The sequence below is a fragment of the Treponema putidum genome, assembly GCF_000755145.1.
GTDB classification, from domain to species: Bacteria; Spirochaetota; Spirochaetia; order Treponematales; family Treponemataceae; genus Treponema_B; species Treponema_B putidum.
The window spans coordinates 1006969-1022242 of sequence record NZ_CP009228.1; the positions used below are offsets into that span (position 1 = coordinate 1006969).

The 15274-nt window shown below is 37.0% G+C and carries 16 protein-coding genes and 1 pseudogene; 9 read left to right on the forward strand and 8 right to left on the reverse strand.

The window, feature by feature from the left end:
* Positions 1-168 precede the first annotated feature (168 nt).
* Positions 169-693 (reverse strand): hypothetical protein, encoded by a 525-nt coding sequence (locus tag JO40_RS04495; RefSeq protein ID WP_044978302.1) that lies wholly within the window; start codon positions 691-693, stop codon positions 169-171.
* 179 nt (positions 694-872) lie between these two features.
* On the opposite strand from JO40_RS04495, the gene pdxS reads away from it, so the two are divergent.
* On the forward strand, positions 873-1721 hold the full coding sequence (gene pdxS / locus JO40_RS04500; protein ID WP_144242242.1) for a pyridoxal 5'-phosphate synthase lyase subunit PdxS: 849 nt from the start codon (positions 873-875) through the stop codon (positions 1719-1721).
* A gap of 78 nt (positions 1722-1799) precedes the next feature.
* Here pdxS and JO40_RS04505 read toward each other — a convergent pair whose 3' ends face one another.
* Both JO40_RS04505 and JO40_RS14465 read right to left on the reverse strand, forming a co-directional pair.
* Positions 1800-2795: a galactokinase gene (locus tag JO40_RS04505; protein ID WP_245609007.1), complete on the reverse strand. Its 996-nt coding sequence runs from the start codon at positions 2793-2795 to the stop codon at positions 1800-1802.
* Between the two features lie 16 nt (positions 2796-2811).
* Positions 2812-3039, reverse strand: a complete 228-nt coding sequence (locus JO40_RS14465) for a galactokinase family protein (RefSeq protein ID WP_245609008.1) — start codon at positions 3037-3039, stop codon at positions 2812-2814.
* An 85-nt stretch (positions 3040-3124) separates the two neighbouring features.
* On the opposite strand from JO40_RS14465, the gene JO40_RS04510 reads away from it, so the two are divergent.
* Genes JO40_RS04510 through JO40_RS15165 form a run of 3 tightly spaced genes read left to right on the forward strand, consistent with a single transcriptional unit; the run spans position 3125 to position 4296 of the window.
* Complete coding sequence (locus JO40_RS04510; RefSeq protein ID WP_044979701.1) at positions 3125-3832, forward strand: tRNA 2-thiocytidine biosynthesis TtcA family protein; 708 nt, start codon at positions 3125-3127, stop codon at positions 3830-3832.
* Positions 3833-3880: 48 nt separating this feature from the next.
* Positions 3881-4102, forward strand: coding sequence for a DUF1902 domain-containing protein (locus JO40_RS04515; protein WP_044978304.1), 222 nt, complete (start codon positions 3881-3883; stop codon positions 4100-4102).
* Positions 4102-4296 carry a type II toxin-antitoxin system HicA family toxin gene (locus JO40_RS15165; RefSeq protein WP_084224513.1) on the forward strand — a complete coding sequence of 65 codons (195 nt, stop codon included), beginning with the start codon at positions 4102-4104 and terminating at the stop codon, positions 4294-4296. The genes JO40_RS04515 and JO40_RS15165 overlap by 1 nt, the downstream gene beginning before the upstream one ends.
* 13 nt (positions 4297-4309) lie before the next feature.
* Here the strand turns inward: JO40_RS15165 and arcA are convergent, their stop codons facing one another.
* The 3 genes from arcA to JO40_RS04530 form a co-directional block, all read right to left on the reverse strand.
* Positions 4310-5542, reverse strand: coding sequence for an arginine deiminase (gene arcA, locus JO40_RS04520; RefSeq protein ID WP_044978305.1), 1233 nt, complete (start codon positions 5540-5542; stop codon positions 4310-4312).
* Positions 5543-5664: 122 nt separating this feature from the next.
* A complete protein-coding gene (locus JO40_RS04525; RefSeq protein ID WP_044978306.1) occupies positions 5665-6501 on the reverse strand; it encodes a 16S rRNA (uracil(1498)-N(3))-methyltransferase in 837 nt (278 codons plus the stop codon).
* A 20-nt stretch (positions 6502-6521) separates the two neighbouring features.
* Complete coding sequence (locus JO40_RS04530; RefSeq protein ID WP_044978307.1) at positions 6522-8309, reverse strand: DNA repair helicase XPB; 1788 nt, start codon at positions 8307-8309, stop codon at positions 6522-6524.
* Between the two features lie 193 nt (positions 8310-8502).
* Here JO40_RS04530 and thyX point away from each other — a divergent pair.
* The 4 genes and pseudogenes from thyX to JO40_RS04550 all read left to right on the forward strand — a co-directional run bounded on the left by thyX (position 8503) and on the right by JO40_RS04550 (position 12550).
* A pseudogene (thyX, locus tag JO40_RS04535) lies at positions 8503-9340 on the forward strand (FAD-dependent thymidylate synthase).
* 18 nt (positions 9341-9358) lie between these two features.
* Positions 9359-11083, forward strand: coding sequence for a TrkH family potassium uptake protein (locus JO40_RS04540; RefSeq protein ID WP_044978308.1), 1725 nt, complete (start codon positions 9359-9361; stop codon positions 11081-11083).
* Between the two features lie 11 nt (positions 11084-11094).
* Positions 11095-11787, forward strand: a complete 693-nt coding sequence (locus JO40_RS04545; protein ID WP_044978309.1) for a potassium channel family protein — start codon at positions 11095-11097, stop codon at positions 11785-11787.
* 10 nt (positions 11788-11797) lie between these two features.
* Positions 11798-12550: a hypothetical protein gene (locus JO40_RS04550; RefSeq protein ID WP_044978310.1), complete on the forward strand. Its 753-nt coding sequence runs from the start codon at positions 11798-11800 to the stop codon at positions 12548-12550.
* Between the two features lie 80 nt (positions 12551-12630).
* Here JO40_RS04550 and vapC read toward each other — a convergent pair whose 3' ends face one another.
* Complete coding sequence (gene vapC, locus JO40_RS04555; protein ID WP_044978311.1) at positions 12631-13026, reverse strand: type II toxin-antitoxin system tRNA(fMet)-specific endonuclease VapC; 396 nt, start codon at positions 13024-13026, stop codon at positions 12631-12633.
* On the reverse strand, positions 13026-13256 hold the full coding sequence (gene vapB / locus JO40_RS04560; RefSeq protein WP_044978312.1) for a type II toxin-antitoxin system antitoxin VapB: 231 nt from the start codon (positions 13254-13256) through the stop codon (positions 13026-13028). Before vapB ends, vapC begins: the two co-directional genes overlap by 1 nt.
* 198 nt (positions 13257-13454) lie before the next feature.
* On the opposite strand from vapB, the gene JO40_RS04565 reads away from it, so the two are divergent.
* Positions 13455-15227: an ABC transporter ATP-binding protein gene (locus JO40_RS04565; protein WP_044978313.1), complete on the forward strand. Its 1773-nt coding sequence runs from the start codon at positions 13455-13457 to the stop codon at positions 15225-15227.
* Positions 15228-15274 lie beyond the last annotated feature (47 nt).

Sequence of the window (15274 nt, forward strand, 5' to 3'; positions counted from 1 at the left end):
GGCTTTGCTTTTACCGTTACATCTTGCTGACTTTCACTTTCTTTAGCTTCTTTAAATTCTTTAATTATCGGATATAGTTTTAAAATTGCAATTATCCAAAGGATAATTATAAAAAGAACAAAAAAAGTTTAGCCTTATTTATTTTTTTTCCCATGATATAAAAGTAAATTATTCTTCCTCTTTTTTATCGAGAATTTGAAATGTCCGCATTGAGGCATCGAGCATTTCCATAATTTCCGGCTCTGCATCATGGGACAAGGTAGCAGCACAGATATAAAGAAGATTGTTGTGCTTAAACAAATAAAAATAATGTTTTGCAATGCCTTTCCCTTCAGGCAATTCTATAATTATTTTTTGGGATTCCAAATTATAATTATTTTCAAATTTTTCTTGCGTTATTACTGTATAAGCGGAGGCAGAGTCATCGGGCCCTTTTTGACCGGAGAAATACTCACTGACTACTTCCTCCATTGAACCGGAAACTTCTTCGGAAACAAAAATCATATTTTGATTATAACCGTTTAAAGAATCACCGCATATTATCTTATACTTCAGCCCGGGATAAGTCATTGTTTCCCAGCCGTCGGGTATTTCAAATGTAAAATCTTTAAAATCATCAATATAATAATCTTGGGATGATAGATAAGGCAAAAATATAAAAACAAGAAAGAACATAGATAAAAATCTTTTCATAAACCGGCTCCTAGGATAAAAACTATACAAAAGATAGAAAAAAATGTCAAGGTTTATTTTTAGCCATTGAAATAACACGGTTAAAAAACACAGCCGAGTTTTAAAATGATACCCTACTTTAATTTATGCTTGCTTTGTGATATAATCCAGACCTGTTTTAAACATTTATGGAGGTTTTTGTGGATATTTTAGATAAGCTGAGGGGCGGTGTCATTATGGACGTAACCAACCCCGAACAGGCAAAGATTGCAGAAAATGCAGGAGCTGTTGCAGTCATGGCCCTCGAAAGGATCCCTGCCGATATAAGGGCAGCCGGAGGGGTCTCAAGAATGAGCGATCCTAAGATGATTAAAGAAATCATGAAGGCTGTAAAAATTCCTGTTATGGCAAAGGTAAGAATCGGTCACTTTGTAGAGGCTTCAATTTTGGAAGCTATCGGTATCGATTTTATTGATGAGTCCGAAGTTCTGTCTCCGGCAGACGAAGTTTATCATGTCGATAAAACCAAATTCAAGGTACCCTTTGTCTGCGGTGCCCGCAATTTGGGGGAAGCCTTACGAAGAATTCAAGAAGGCGCCAAGATGATCCGTACAAAGGGTGAGGCCGGAACAGGAGATGTTATTCAGGCCGTAAAACACATGCGCCAAATTCAAAGCGAAATGCGCCAACTTACAACCCTGCGTGAAGATGAACTATACGTTGCTGCAAAGAATTTTCAAGTTCCATACTCTTTGGTAGAATATGTGCATAAACACGGAAAGCTCCCCGTTCCGAATTTTTCGGCAGGAGGAGTTGCAACCCCCGCAGATGCAGCCTTGATGGTTCACCTCGGTGCTGACGGCGTTTTTGTCGGAAGCGGTATCTTTAAATCGGGTGATCCGGCAAAAAGAGCGGCTGCCATCGTTAAAGCCGTAAAGAATTACGATAAGCCTGCAATCTTAGCAGAAGTTTCAGAAGACCTTGGCCCTGCCATGGTCGGAATCAATGAAGAAGAAATAAAGGTTATAATGAGCGAAAGAGGAATTTAAACCGCTTTACTCAATGCCTAAGCAAAGAGAGGTGTTTTAAAGAGTTTACCTTAAAATTAAAGCACCTCTTTTTACCTTTTATAAGATGCGGACTCCTGCGGAACTTTTAAATTCAAAGAATTTGGGGCTGTCCCCCGTCTTTTCAAAATACCTTTTATGAACCTCAAGATAAAATTCCTCAAAAAAATCTTTTTTTACCAAGGCCAGAATATAGCAGCCTTCGGTGTTTCCGATTAGCTTTGCTCCGCTGCACCCTCTTTGAATAATGGCGGTTTCAAAAAGAATATTTTGTTCGGTGCTCATAAGCTCAAAATCATCCCTCATCGAAATATGGGATTCACAAAGAAGTTTCCCCAGAATATCCATGTCTTCATTCTCTAAAGCTATTACAGCCTTAGCCGTTCTTGCATTTTCGGTAGTACAATGTTTTACCCGCCTAAGAATTGTCTTATCCAAAAAGCTGGGCTGATAGTAAGTATAATCGGCCTCCGTTATTTCGCACAAGTGATCCAAGTCTAATTTGTTTTGTAAAATGCGCAAACCCTCTTCACATTCCATATAGCGGACATTGGAAGACGCTCTATACGTTTCCTTATTTGAATGAGTTCCGATTATTATGATTCCATATTCTCCTAAATTTAAAGGCAGGTTTAAAACAGAAAAATCATTAGAATCAAAAAGACAAATTTCATCCTTTTTTGCCTTAAAACAGGCCATCTGATTGGATAAGCCCCGTTTTGTGTTTAAGATTTTATGTTCGGCCTCAAGACACAGAGAGGCTATAGTTTTAAATTCTTCTTTAAGTTTAAATAGAGATAAAATTCCTGTACAAAAACCCGCTTCAAAGGCCGGCAATGAGGTTTGCCCTGTTTTAAGGCGTATTTCATCGAAAACCAGTATATCAAAACCGCTTACAGGATTTTCAAAATGCTTATTAATTTTTTGTGCCGTTAAAAGAATAATATTGAATATGGAACTTATAGAAATTTCTTGCCGGCTGTCCGGTTTTTGATTTTTGCCGTCTTGTTCTGTTATAAGGCCTTCAATTTTTTTATTTATGACTAAATCCGTCAAAGAAATTTTATCCGTATTATTTTTTTAATAAAAAATAAATAGACTTATCAAAGCATAAATTTAAAACATTGCCGCCGTTATAATCCAATTCCTCCCCCATGAGAATCAAACTAAGAGGAGAGGCTATTAAAATTCCATCTTCCGGTGAAGCACCATAAACCTCATCAAAAAGTTTTTTAAGTTCAAGTTTTAATTCACCTTCGCCCATGTTTTCCAAATTCTTTATATCCGCATTAAAATTCATACAACACCTCTAATCTTTATCGGCAATAAAGCTATTAAAACAAAAGCCATTGTCTTTTTTAAAAAAAAATATTATTCTCATACCTATGGCAAATCCAAAACTTTTTAGAACAATCGACAGGGCTGTTTTTGATTATAATATGATAGAAGAGGGCGACCGTGTTCTGCTTGCTGCCTCAGGCGGAAAGGACTCTACAGCCCTAGCCGAGTATTTTTCGATGCGCTTAAAACGCCCCTCGCCTAGATTTGAAGTTCATGCTATGCACATAGCAACCGATGTAGCCCCTCCCCTTTCTCCGGATTTGATAAAAATGTTTGAAAACTGGAATATTCCGCTCACAATAAAAACCGTTTCGGTTTTGGGAAGATTAAAACCTAATGAAAAGATGAATTGCTGGTGGTGTTCAACTCAAAGGCGCACCGAACTGAATAAATTTGCTATGGAGAAAGGTTTTAATAAAATAGCCTTGGGGCATCACTTGGACGATATTTTGGAAACCCTTTTGATGAATTCCTTAGAAAAGGGCATTTTATCTACAATGCCGCCTGTATTAAAATTCGAAAAATATCCGGTTACAATGATAAGGCCGCTTTGTCTTGCGGATTTATCTATGATTATCCGCCATGCGGAACAAGCCGGTTATATCTGTTCTACCTGTACTTGCTACTTTCAAGAAAACTCCGCCCGCAAAACAGCCCGTTCAAGGCTCGGCCGGCTGACTGGCGGTTCTTACAAGCTAAAACTGAACCTCTTTAATTCCCTAAAGAATATCTTACCGGAATATCTGCCGTGAGAAAGTTTATACTTGTAAAAATATCTCGCCTATGATAAACTTATAATCATGGAATATGTCATTAAAATAAACTGGGACAATGAAGCCGGGGTATGGATAGCAACAAGCGATGATGTGAGAGGCCTTGTTCTTGAAAGCGGTTCTATTGATGCCCTCATGGAAAGAGTACGATACGCCGTGCCTGAGCTGCTCCAAGAGAATAATCAGCTTCCTCACAGTCAAACCACATTGCACTTTTGTGCCGAAAAATCCGAATTAATGTACGCATAATGGCACAGTATGAAAAAATTGTGAGAGAAATATTGCACAAAAACGGGTGTACTTTTGTAAGGCACGGCAAGGGTGATCATGACATTTGGTATAGTCCAATAAGCGCTTGCCGTTTTACCGTTGATTCAAAAATAAAATCACGTCATACCGCTAATGCTATCATGAAGCAAAGCGGTATAGATCATAAGTTCTAACCTTTATGTAAAGTTACCTTATATCTTCCCTCAATAAGGGCATACTCATACAGCGGGGGCCGCCGCGGCCGCGGGAAAGTTCGCCGCAGGGCATTTCGAGAACTTTTAATCCCTTCTTGTTTAAAATTTCGTTTGTAACATCGTTTCGTTCATAGACGACTATTGTTCCTGGACTTATGCAAAGGGTATTGGAACCGTCATTCCACTGTTCACGCTCGGCTGCTATCTTGTCTCCTCCGGCGCATTGGATGAGCTCAACCTTTCCGGCTCCCGTATATTTTTCAAGAACCTTTTCCAAGGTAGAGTCAATCTGCTTTACATTAAGCTCTCCTTTTTTTGCTCCTCTGGTAATTTCAAAAACTCTTAGAGGTCCTAAAATTCCGGGATGGATAGTAAATTTGTCAAAGTCTATCTGAGTAAAAACCGTATCCAAGTGCATAAAAGCCCTGATTGCCGGAATCTGAAAAGCCAAAATCGTTTTTATGGGGGAATCCGAGTCATAAAAGATATTGTTTGCTATAGAATCTATAGCATTGGCCGATGTTCTCTGTGAAAGGCCTATCGCCAAAACATCTTTACCGATATTTAAAATGTCTCCACCTTCAATATTGGGAGCATCATATCGGTTATAGAATCTATTTACCTTTCCGGCATATTCAGGGTGATGGTCAAAGATGTACTCACCGTAAATAGTTTCACGGCATCTTGTTACCGAATACATTTTATTTAAGCTTACTCCGTTTCCTATACATGCAAAGGGATCGCGGGTGAAGTATAGGTTTGGCATTGGATTTATAAGCATAGAACCTGAATCCAAAACATAGTGCGAAAGTGAATGAGTGTTCTTTAAAGGTATTTCTTTTACGTTTACTCCTTCCATTGTTTTTAAGATAAGTTCTTTCGGTTCCTTGATTGCATTAAGAAAATCATAGATCATTTTTTGATGATATTCGGAATATACATCAGCCTCGTTAATATATTGTTTTATAAATTTTTCACGGATTTCTGCACTTTGAGATATAGCCTCTGCCGCTAAGTCTTCAAGATAAACGACATCAACTCCATTTTTAGATAGAATATCGGCAAAAGCATCGTGTTCTTTTTGGGCAACCTTCAAAAACGGAATATCATCGAACAAGAGCTCATCAAGTTTATCAGGTGTAAGGTTTAAAAGTTCCTTTCCGGGGCGGTGCAGGAGCACCTTATTTAATTTACCTATTTCGCTTGTAACATTTATGACAGCCATGCAATTCTCCTAAAGTTTAATAATATTGTGGATTGTACAGGATAAAGACAAAGAATTCAATAGGGAAAATTCTTTAAAATCCGGCATGCATCGGAACTTGTTTTATTGGTTGAAATTAAAATCTATTCCCAAAAGCCGTTATTTGCAAGGAGGACGGACAGAGCAGAAGTAAGGGCGGTTTCGGTTCGTAAAATGCGCTTTCCCATAGAGTAAGGAATAAAGCCGGCTGAAAAAAAGGCTTCCCTCTCGTTTTGGGTCCAACCCCTCTCACTTCCAATTGCTATAATCAGTTCTTCTCCTTTTTTCATTCTAAATGAAGAAAGGGGTTGGTGTTCTCCTATGTCGAGGAGAATCTTACCGCCTTTGAACGAGGCTGTCTTTAAATTTTTTAAGGCTTCTTTTACCGAGCTGCAAAAAGAAAATTCAGGCAGCAGGGTTTGGCCGGCTTGAGAGATACCGTCTAAGAGATATTTTTTTATTTCTTCGGAGCTTGAAAGGTTTGACTTTAAATAGGAACGCTCCCCCAATTCCGTACCGCATAGTACAATTTCGGCAAAGCCTAAACTCGCAGCGTCCCTAAGGATTCGCCTCAACTGAATGGGGCGGGGAAAGCCCTGAATTATTTTTATGGGCGGAAGAGGCAGAGGGTTACTCTCAATTTTATCGTCATCTATGTTATCTAAGTTTTTATCGGGTTCATTCGGACAAAAAGAAAAAACGATTTTTTCTTCGGAAAGGTGAAGAATAAGAGCCTCGCCTATTTTTCCGTTTATGATTCCGGCCTTAAAAATATCTCCTTCTTTTAAGTGCAAAATCTTTTTTATGTGAAGATAGCGTTCATCATTTTTATAAAAGAAAAAGCCGTTGTTTATGCTTTTATCGTTTTTGTAAAAAACACAGCCGCCGTTTATACAATCGGGATTTACACAATCGTCATCTGAAAACAAAATAATGTTCATTTATTTTCCTTAAATTGAGATTAGCTTTCTTCGCAAACATCCAATTCGGCTTCGGTAAGAATCGAGTAGTCATAACCCTGCTCGGCTAAAAACTTTTGACGCTTTTCGGCAAAGCCTTCTTCTATGGTTTGGCGGGTTACAATGCTGTAAAAATGGGAATCACATTCTTTGGGCCTCAAGATTCGTCCCAAACGCTGAGCCTCTTCTTGCCGGCTTCCGAAAACGCCCGAAACCTGAATAGCTACTGAAGCATCGGGTAAATCAATCGCAAAGTTTGCAACTTTAGAAACCACCAAAACATTTATCTCTCCCTTTCTAAATGCATCATACAAAAGTTCCCGCTCGGCATTTGTATTTTTTCCTGTGATTATAGGGGCATTTATTTCTTTTGCAATTGCTTCAAGTTGGGACAAGTACTGTCCGATTATAAGTATTTGATTATCCTTGTGCTTAGACAAAAGTTTTTTTACTATTTCGAGTTTTGCAGGGTTTTCGCTTGCAATACGGTGCTTTTCGCGCGTGGTACCTACAGCGTATTCTATCTCTTTTGCTGGAGCAATATTTACCCTGATTTCGGTACAATAAGCTTTTGCTATCCAGCCCTTCTGTTCAAGGTCCTTCCAGGGCACATCAAACCTCTTAGGCCCTACAAGACTGAACACATCACCCTCACAGCCGTCCTCTCTCACAAGGGTCGCAGTAAGCCCGAGTCTTCTTATAACTTGAAGCTCTGCCGTAATTCTAAAAACCGGAGCCGGTAAAAGGTGAACCTCATCATAGATGATAAGACCCCATGCCCTTTCTCTAAAAATCTTAAAATGGGGGAAAGCCGCTTCGGTGTTGGGCCTCCAAGTGAGCACCTGATAGGTCGCTATCGTAACAGGCCTTATCTCTTTTACCTCGCCCGTGTATAAGCCTATGTCCTCATCTCTTATATTTGTCTTATCCAAAAGCTCCCGTCGCCACTGATAAACGGCAGCTACATTGGGGGTTAGAATAAGGGTGCTTGTTTTAAGAAGGCTCATCGTAAGCATTCCGACTATGGTTTTTCCCGAACCGCAGGGCAGAACAATTGTGCCGAAGCCTGTTCCTGCCGACTTATCGCCGACAAAGGAAGAGGCGGCATCCCGCTGATAGTCCCTGATTTCAAATTCGGCACCGCTTGAAGTTTTTTCTTTTAGAGAAATATCCAAAGGTTCTCCATCACGGAGAGGTACCTCATCCTGTACAGGCCAACCCTGTTTTAAAAGAGCCTGCTTTACCGTTCCCCTGTTTAAAAGGGAAATCAAAAAGGAGTTTTCCTCATCGGTATCTTCTATTAAATATTTTGAAAGAATCTTGCTGCTTTTTAGTTCTTTAAAGATAAGAGAGTTTTCAGGCTTAAGGCGCAAAAATTCCGCTCCGGGAGTTTCGAGATTTATTTCGTCCGCTTGATTTTTTTCGGTTTCTTCGATAACATTAACTTTCCCCTCAAGTCCGTTTTTTTCTTCTTGAGACTTTTCGATAGGGAGGAGCTTTATTTTGCCGTAGCGTTCCATCGTCTCTTTCATCCAAACCAAGATAGAGTCGGGAACCTTAAACCGGGAAAAGCCTGTAAGGGTCTTCATAATAGAATCGGCTGAAAGCCCGACACCTGCCGCATTCCAAAGCGAGAGGGGGGTCAACCTATAAGTGTGGAGATGCTCAGGCGACTTTTCAAGCTCAGCAAAGGGGATAAGGGCAAAGCGGGCTTCGTTAGCTTCAGGATCGTGAATATCCAAAAGAATGGAGCGGTCTCCTTGAATTATAAGCGGTTTAGATTCTTGCATAGCCTGATATTATACAATTTTATTGGGGAGAATTCAAGGGAAGAAAAAAACAGGAGATGTGCAAATACAAAGTATTTATTGAATATTGGAAGTAAGCTATGAGACAAAAACAAATTATAGAACCTGTTGGGATATAATAAAGTAAAAGACTTAATCTCTAGTAAATTTTAAAAATTTATGCTACCATTGCCCCATGGCACATTGTATAGCTCCGGAAGCGGAAAAAATTTTAGATAAAGAATTTAAGGTTCTTGATAAGGGTTTTATCAGGTTGGTAGACTACATGGGAACTGATGCCCGCATAGTACAGTCAGCCCGTGTTTCTTATGGAGACGGCACTAAAACGGTACGGGAAGATGCTGCTTTAATAGACTACCTTTTACGGAACAAGCACACCTCGCCTTTTGAGCAAGTGGTTTTTACCTTTCATGTTAAGCTGCCCATTTTTGTTGCCCGCCAATGGATCAGGCATAGGACTGCCCGCTTAAACGAAATTTCGGGACGGTATTCTATATTAAAGCCCGAGTTTTATATACCCGCCGGAAACGATATCGCTTTGCAAAGCAGCGACAATAAGCAGGGCAGAATGAATGAGGCGGTTCCTCAAGACCTTCAAAATGAAGTTATAAATTCTTTACAAAAACAACAAGAAGAAATTTATGCAGGCTACTCTAAATTGCTTGATAAAAATATTGCGAGAGAGCTTGCCAGAATAAACCTACCCCTTTCCACTTATACCGAATGGTATTGGCAAATAGACTTGCATAATCTTTTTCATTTTTTTGCGGCTGCGCATGGATGCTCATGCACAAAAAGAAATTAGAGACTATGCCGAAGTGATGTTCGAGATTTGTAAAACCGTAACCCCTCTTGCCTGTGCTTCTTTTGAGCGGTATGAAAAAAACGGCGTAAACTTTTCGGCAGAAGAACTTGAAGCTATTCGTAATTTAATAGCCGGAAAAGACAGCGGCTTAAAAGGAAAAGAGCTTGAACGGTTTAACGAAAAAATTAAAAGCGGAAGACAGGTATAAAACGCAAGGAACAGCAAAATGAGAAAACGAGATTATTTTGTCGTTACGGCTTTCGCTTTAAGCCTTATACTTTTATTTTTACAGCAATTTTATCCCGAAAATACACCCGGAATTATTATCCATACAATAGACATTATTATTCTTATCGCTGTTCTTGCAGAAACTTTTTTTGCCGTCAAGCAGGAAAAGTATATACGAAAATACTTTCAAAATAATCTTCCAAACTTTTTAGTAACAGTAATATTTGCATCGGTATTTATTATCTTTAAAATACAAATAGGTTTTAAAAATATTTCTGAAGAGCTAAGTATTGTTTTTGATATTTTTAAAAATATCTTTTTGTTTGGAAAAATAATTAGATTGATAAGCAAAAGAGCCGGATTAACTGCAAAAATCATTTCAAACCCTGCCCGTACTTTGATTATTTCTTTTTTTATGGTGATAATTATAGGCAGCTTTTTACTTATGCTTCCTGCCGTATCTGCAACAGGCGAACCCTTAAATTTTTTAACTGCACTTTTTACATCCGCTTCTGCCGTATGCGTTACGGGCTTAAGTGTTATAGATGTGTCATCTGAGTTTACCATAGTAGGAAAATTTATTTTGATTGTTTTAATTCAAGTCGGAGGACTAGGCATAATGGTTTTCTCATTTTTCGGAATGCTTGCCTTTCGAAAAAAAATGACGGTCAGTGAAAAACTCACAATCTCTTATATGGTCAGCGAAGACGATATGTCAAATCTTTTTAAAACATTGCGTATAATTGTTTTTTCTACATTTTTTATAGAAGCCCTAAGTGCTGTATTTTTATTTATAGGATTTTCACGCATTTTCGGTTTCAATCTTAAAGCTCTGGGCTTTGCAATCTTTCATGCGATATCCGCATTTTGTAATGCAGGTTTCGCTCTTTTTTCAAACAACTTGGAATCTTTTACTTCCGATATTATTATTACTCTAACAATAGGCTTTACCATAATTTTAGGCGGAATAAGTTTTGCGGTTATTTATGATGTTTTAGCTAAGGTCAGGACAGATATAAAAAATAAATTTTTGAAGAAAAAAAAGATTGATTATTTAATTTCGGTAAATACAAAAATGATTTTAAGCCTTACCGTTTTTATTCTTTTTATTTCTTTTTCTCTTTTTTATTTACTTGAACACCGCAATACAATGAAAGAACTTTCTTTGGGAAGTCAATACCTTGCAAGTTTTTTTCAGGCGATAACATTGCGTACTGCGGGATTTTCAACGGTTTCCTTTGTTAATTTAACAAATGCGACCTTGCTTTTTATGATATTTATAATGTTTATGGGAGGAGCCGCAGGAAGTACGGCCGGAGGAATAAAGTTGAACACGATTGCAGTGGTCTTTGCTTTTTTTAAATCTTTTTTAAAAAATCAAAAAACCGTTGTAATCAAAAATATTTCGGTACCTGAAGAGCAGGTAAAAAAAGCTTTTTTAATTTTCGGTTTCGGACTTGCAGCAATTTCGGTTGGAATTTTTTTATTAACAATTACTGAAAGCCTTCCTTTTTTAGCATTATTGTTTGAAACCGTTTCGGCTTTTGCAACCGTAGGACTTTCTACAGGAATAACGGCTGCTCTTTCACCTGCCGGAAAAATCGTAATAATAATTTTGATGTTTATCGGAAGAGTCGGCCCTTTAACTTTTTTAACTGCGGCCGGTAAAAAACAAAAAAATGATGATATAGAATATCCCTATGGAAATATAGCTATAGGATAATGGGAGGATATATGGAAACAACTAAAAACTTTGCAGTCATAGGTTTGGGAGAATTCGGTTCAAGAATTTGTGAGGTCCTCGTAGAAGGAGGTGCTTCGATTGTAGCCTTTGACCATGATATTCAAGCCGTCGAAAGAATAAAAAAAATTGTTCCGGCAGCAATGCTTGTAGAAACTACAAATGAAGAAGCCCTTTTAAAAGCACCTTTAGATGATGTAGAGGTTGCTATAGTTGCTATCGGCAATAACATAGAAGCAAGTGTTTTAACTACTACTCTTTTAAAACAAAGAGACATTCCCTATGTTTTATCCCGTGCCGTTTCGCCTCTCCATGCAACCGTTCTAAGAAGGGTCGGAGCGAATGAAGTTTTAAACATTGAAATATCTGCTGCAACAAGAATTGCGAGACGGCTTATTTCTCCAGATGTAATGGATTCAATTGCCGTTACAAAAGATTTTTCAATAAGGGAAATTATTGTTCCGAAATTTTTTATTGGAAAAACTGTCGGAGCCCTTGCCTTAAAAGAAAAGTTCAATATAAATTTGATTGCCCTTGTCAGAATGGACTTGGATATAGATTCGGTGGGAAATCCTGTCAAGCAAGAGACTATGCATTATCCTGAAGATGAGCTTGAGTTGAGAGAGGGAGATAAACTTTTTTTGATAGGTTCAAATATAAAGCTCGAAGAATTTAGAAATATGTAGCGGAGTAAATATGATTTTTATTGAAAAAAAACTATTGTTTATAAGTTTAATCATATCATTCATTTTTATGATTACAATTTCCTTTTGGGCATACGGTGTAGGTATGAAAATTCCTCTTAAAGGAGATTCCGAACTTGTTTTATTTTTGGGATTTATATTTTCAGGCTTGCAAATAATTATGATTATCAATATCATGATAGGTGCAATAAAAAAGAAAAAAGATTTTTTAGCTTTAATGAAAACTATAAAAGCCGGAGGAATTTTATCCGAAAAGAAAATTGCAAAATTAGGCACTGTAGGATTTTTTTTACAAGATGCTCTTAGTACATCCAATACAATAACGGCTCAAAAGAGTTTAAAAATTGCAAGTCTTAACGGCTTAGTTAAAAGCTTAATTGATATGATAGATATCCCTGTAGCAGTTGTCAACCTCAATGGAGAAATAGTAGAAGTTTCCCAAAAAATTAAGACCGAAATAGATTATAACAAAGATTTAAATATTGCAGATATTATTCCGCAAATAGATATTAGGGAAGCTTTTAAAGAAGCTTCCCTAAGTCATCTTCCCGTAAAACAAGGAGATAATATTTTAATACCCGTTTTTTCAACGATAGGAGATATAGCATATTTTTTAGTTGACATATCTAAGCATGGGGCTTTAACTAAATTTATAAATAATTTTATACCTCCCAAAAAGAAAGATGCCGGAAAACAAACAAAAAAAGGATTTTTTAAAATTTTAGGAAGCCCTAAAAAAGTTTAAATTTACAACTTATAAATCCCGTCTAATTTTACCGACGGCAAAACTCAATCATTTAATTTGTAGGAATAAACGAGTAAAAATTATTTCCAATCTTCTATGGTTAAGTTTTTTATACGGCAGAATTCTTTTGTATTGTCGGTAACAAGAATTAGATTTTTCGCTAGTGCCTGTGCCGCTATCAACATATCATAGGCTCCTATAATTTTCCCTTCATTTTTTAGGCTGGTCCTTATTTTTCCAAATTCCTCGGCATCTCTATCATCAAAATTTAAAATAGAAAAAGGTGTTAAAAATTTTATTAATGCTATTCTATTTCTTTCTATATATTTACTATTGTATACGCCGAACTGTAACTCTGCCACAGTAATACTTGAAATGTAAATTCCCAAGTGTTTCTTCTCTTTAATTTTGTGAAGTACATTAGGACTTTTTTTATTTTTAAGAAATATACAGATATTTGTATCCAATAGGTACATTATAAACCTTTCCGATTCTGTAATTCAGGCTGGTTTCTTCCTTCCTCCATAAAATCGTCGGTAAAACCGTTTAAGCCTTCTAAAAATGTTTCCCATTCCTTGTTTTTGGGGAATAAAATAACGGAATCTCCGGCTCTGCGGATAAAAACCTCGGTTCCCGAAAAATTATATTTTTTAGGCAGCCTAACTGCTTGACTCCTGCCGTTTTGGAATAATTTTGCCGTTTCCATACTACACCCCCTTAAAATAAGTATATATCATAGTATATATTATGTCAAGAAAAGCATAATAGAAATTTTGTCATTAATATAAATCCTAATTTATAAAATAAAGAGAAGATCCCTCCTTGACAATATAATATTATATGTGATATAATATTATATATAATAATATATTATGTATATTTTTTTTAAAAAAGAGAGGTGCATATGTTTAAGGGCGCCTTATATTATTTTGTTATGTGTTGGCGGCTTGACAAACGTTTTCCTGTTGTCATTTTATTAAAAGAAATTTTAAATGCCGTAAAAACGGTAATGTCGGTGGTGCTGCCTAAGTTCATTATTGATGCTTTGTTTACAACACAAAATATAGAAGAAGCTGTTAAGTTTTTACTCATATATGCCGGAACCTTATTTGCGATAAGTCTTATAACAGCCGTTTTAAACCGTTCTACAATTATTTTAAAAAGCATCTCCTTTCAGCGATTTCAAGCCGATATAGGAAAAAAATTAATGCAGATAGATTATGAACGGCTTGAAACTCCCGATTTTTTAAACTTAAAACAAAAGGCGGAACAATATGCATATTCAGGAGGTTATGGATTTGCCGTAATCTTAGAAGACTCCATCGGCTTATTCGGTAAACTACTCACTTTTGCAGGTCTTATCTCAGTTATCGCAATTTTAAGCCCTTGGCTTGTACTTGCAGTCATTATAATTGTCGCTCTTAATTCTTTGGTTTTTGCAACAACAAATAAGCATGGAATAGAATACCGCATGGAACAATCCGTGCAGGAAAGACGTATCGGCTACTATTCTAAAAAGATGGAAGATTTTCAATACGGAAAAGAAATCCGTACCTATAATTTAGCTCCGTGGTTTTTAGAAAAATACAATCAGCAAATTAAAGTGCTCGGAAAATTTTATAATAACATAGCCAATACCCGTTTTATAAGCGGCGCCTTTAATTCGCTTACCTTTGCCGTTCAATTAATCATAAGTTATTTTTTTGTAATTAAACAAACATTAGACTCCGCTCTTTCGGTAGGAAATTTTACAATGTATCTTGCAGCAGTAAGTTCATTCGCTTCAATACTATCCGAAATTATAAAAACCGTAGTTCAGCTTTCGCAATTCAAGACTTATTTTGCGGCTTTTAAAGAATACATGAATATGCCGTCTATGGAAAATACAAAAGGCGGAAAGCCTATTTTATCTGAAAACTTTGACATCGAATTTCAAAATGTTTCTTTTAAGTACGGTACAAGTGAAAAATTTGCCTTACAAAATGTAAACGTGAAATTTAATTCCAAAGAACGGATTGCAATCATCGGGGAAAACGGTGCAGGTAAATCAACTTTTGTAAAACTTTTAATGCGCCTTTATGAACCTACCGAAAGGAAAATTTTAATTAACGATATCGACATAAAAGAAATAGACTATAACCACTATCAAACTTGGTTTGCCGCCGTCTTCCAAGATTTTAAAATTTTTTCTTTCAGCATAAAAGAAAATATTACCTTCGGCAATGATAAAACCGAAGAAGACAAAAAACGATTGGAAAATATCGTTTCGGCATCCGGTTTAAAAGAAGTTACCGATAAATTGGATAAGGGCTTGGAAACCTTGGTGTACCGAGACTTTGACGATGCAGGTTTTACGCCCTCAGGCGGAGAAGGCCAAAAAATTGCAATAGCCAGAGCCGCATATAAAAATGCCCCGATAGTAATTTTAGACGAGCCGACCGCAGCCCTCGACCCAAAAGCCGAAAATAAAATCTATGAGCAGTTCGATTCTTTTTTTGCGGATAAGTGTTCTCTTTATATTTCGCATAGAATGGCAGTTACAAAATTTTCGGATAGGACTCTTGTATTCGACAATGTACAGATAGTCCAAGACGGGAATCACGAAACTCTTATAAATCAAGAAGGCAAATACAAGGAGCTTTATAACTTGCAGGCTAAGTATTATACAAAATCTTAACAAGGCTCAACTCTTTCAACCTCTTGCAAAATTTTAACATAAGGCGT

What these genes read in the sequence shown, in the direction of transcription:
- JO40_RS04540 (WP_044978308.1), top strand. Translation starts at nt 9,359, where the DNA reads ATGAGAAAACGAGATTATTTTGTCGTTACGGCTTTCGCTTTAAGCCTT.
- vapB (WP_044978312.1), bottom strand. Translation starts at nt 13,256, where the DNA reads ATGGAAACGGCAAAATTATTCCAAAACGGCAGGAGTCAAGCAGTTAGG.
- vapC (WP_044978311.1), bottom strand. Translation starts at nt 13,026, where the DNA reads ATGTACCTATTGGATACAAATATCTGTATATTTCTTAAAAATAAAAAA.
- JO40_RS04565 (WP_044978313.1), top strand. Translation starts at nt 13,455, where the DNA reads ATGTTTAAGGGCGCCTTATATTATTTTGTTATGTGTTGGCGGCTTGAC.
- arcA (WP_044978305.1), bottom strand. Translation starts at nt 5,542, where the DNA reads ATGGCTGTCATAAATGTTACAAGCGAAATAGGTAAATTAAATAAGGTG.
- JO40_RS04550 (WP_044978310.1), top strand. Translation starts at nt 11,798, where the DNA reads ATGATTTTTATTGAAAAAAAACTATTGTTTATAAGTTTAATCATATCA.
- JO40_RS04495 (WP_044978302.1), bottom strand. Translation starts at nt 693, where the DNA reads ATGAAAAGATTTTTATCTATGTTCTTTCTTGTTTTTATATTTTTGCCT.
- JO40_RS04545 (WP_044978309.1), top strand. Translation starts at nt 11,095, where the DNA reads ATGGAAACAACTAAAAACTTTGCAGTCATAGGTTTGGGAGAATTCGGT.
- JO40_RS04525 (WP_044978306.1), bottom strand. Translation starts at nt 6,501, where the DNA reads ATGAACATTATTTTGTTTTCAGATGACGATTGTGTAAATCCCGATTGT.
- JO40_RS04530 (WP_044978307.1), bottom strand. Translation starts at nt 8,309, where the DNA reads ATGCAAGAATCTAAACCGCTTATAATTCAAGGAGACCGCTCCATTCTT.
- JO40_RS04510 (WP_044979701.1), top strand. Translation starts at nt 3,125, where the DNA reads ATGGCAAATCCAAAACTTTTTAGAACAATCGACAGGGCTGTTTTTGAT.
- JO40_RS14465 (WP_245609008.1), bottom strand. Translation starts at nt 3,039, where the DNA reads ATGAATTTTAATGCGGATATAAAGAATTTGGAAAACATGGGCGAAGGT.
- JO40_RS15165 (WP_084224513.1), top strand. Translation starts at nt 4,102, where the DNA reads ATGGCACAGTATGAAAAAATTGTGAGAGAAATATTGCACAAAAACGGG.
- JO40_RS04515 (WP_044978304.1), top strand. Translation starts at nt 3,881, where the DNA reads ATGGAATATGTCATTAAAATAAACTGGGACAATGAAGCCGGGGTATGG.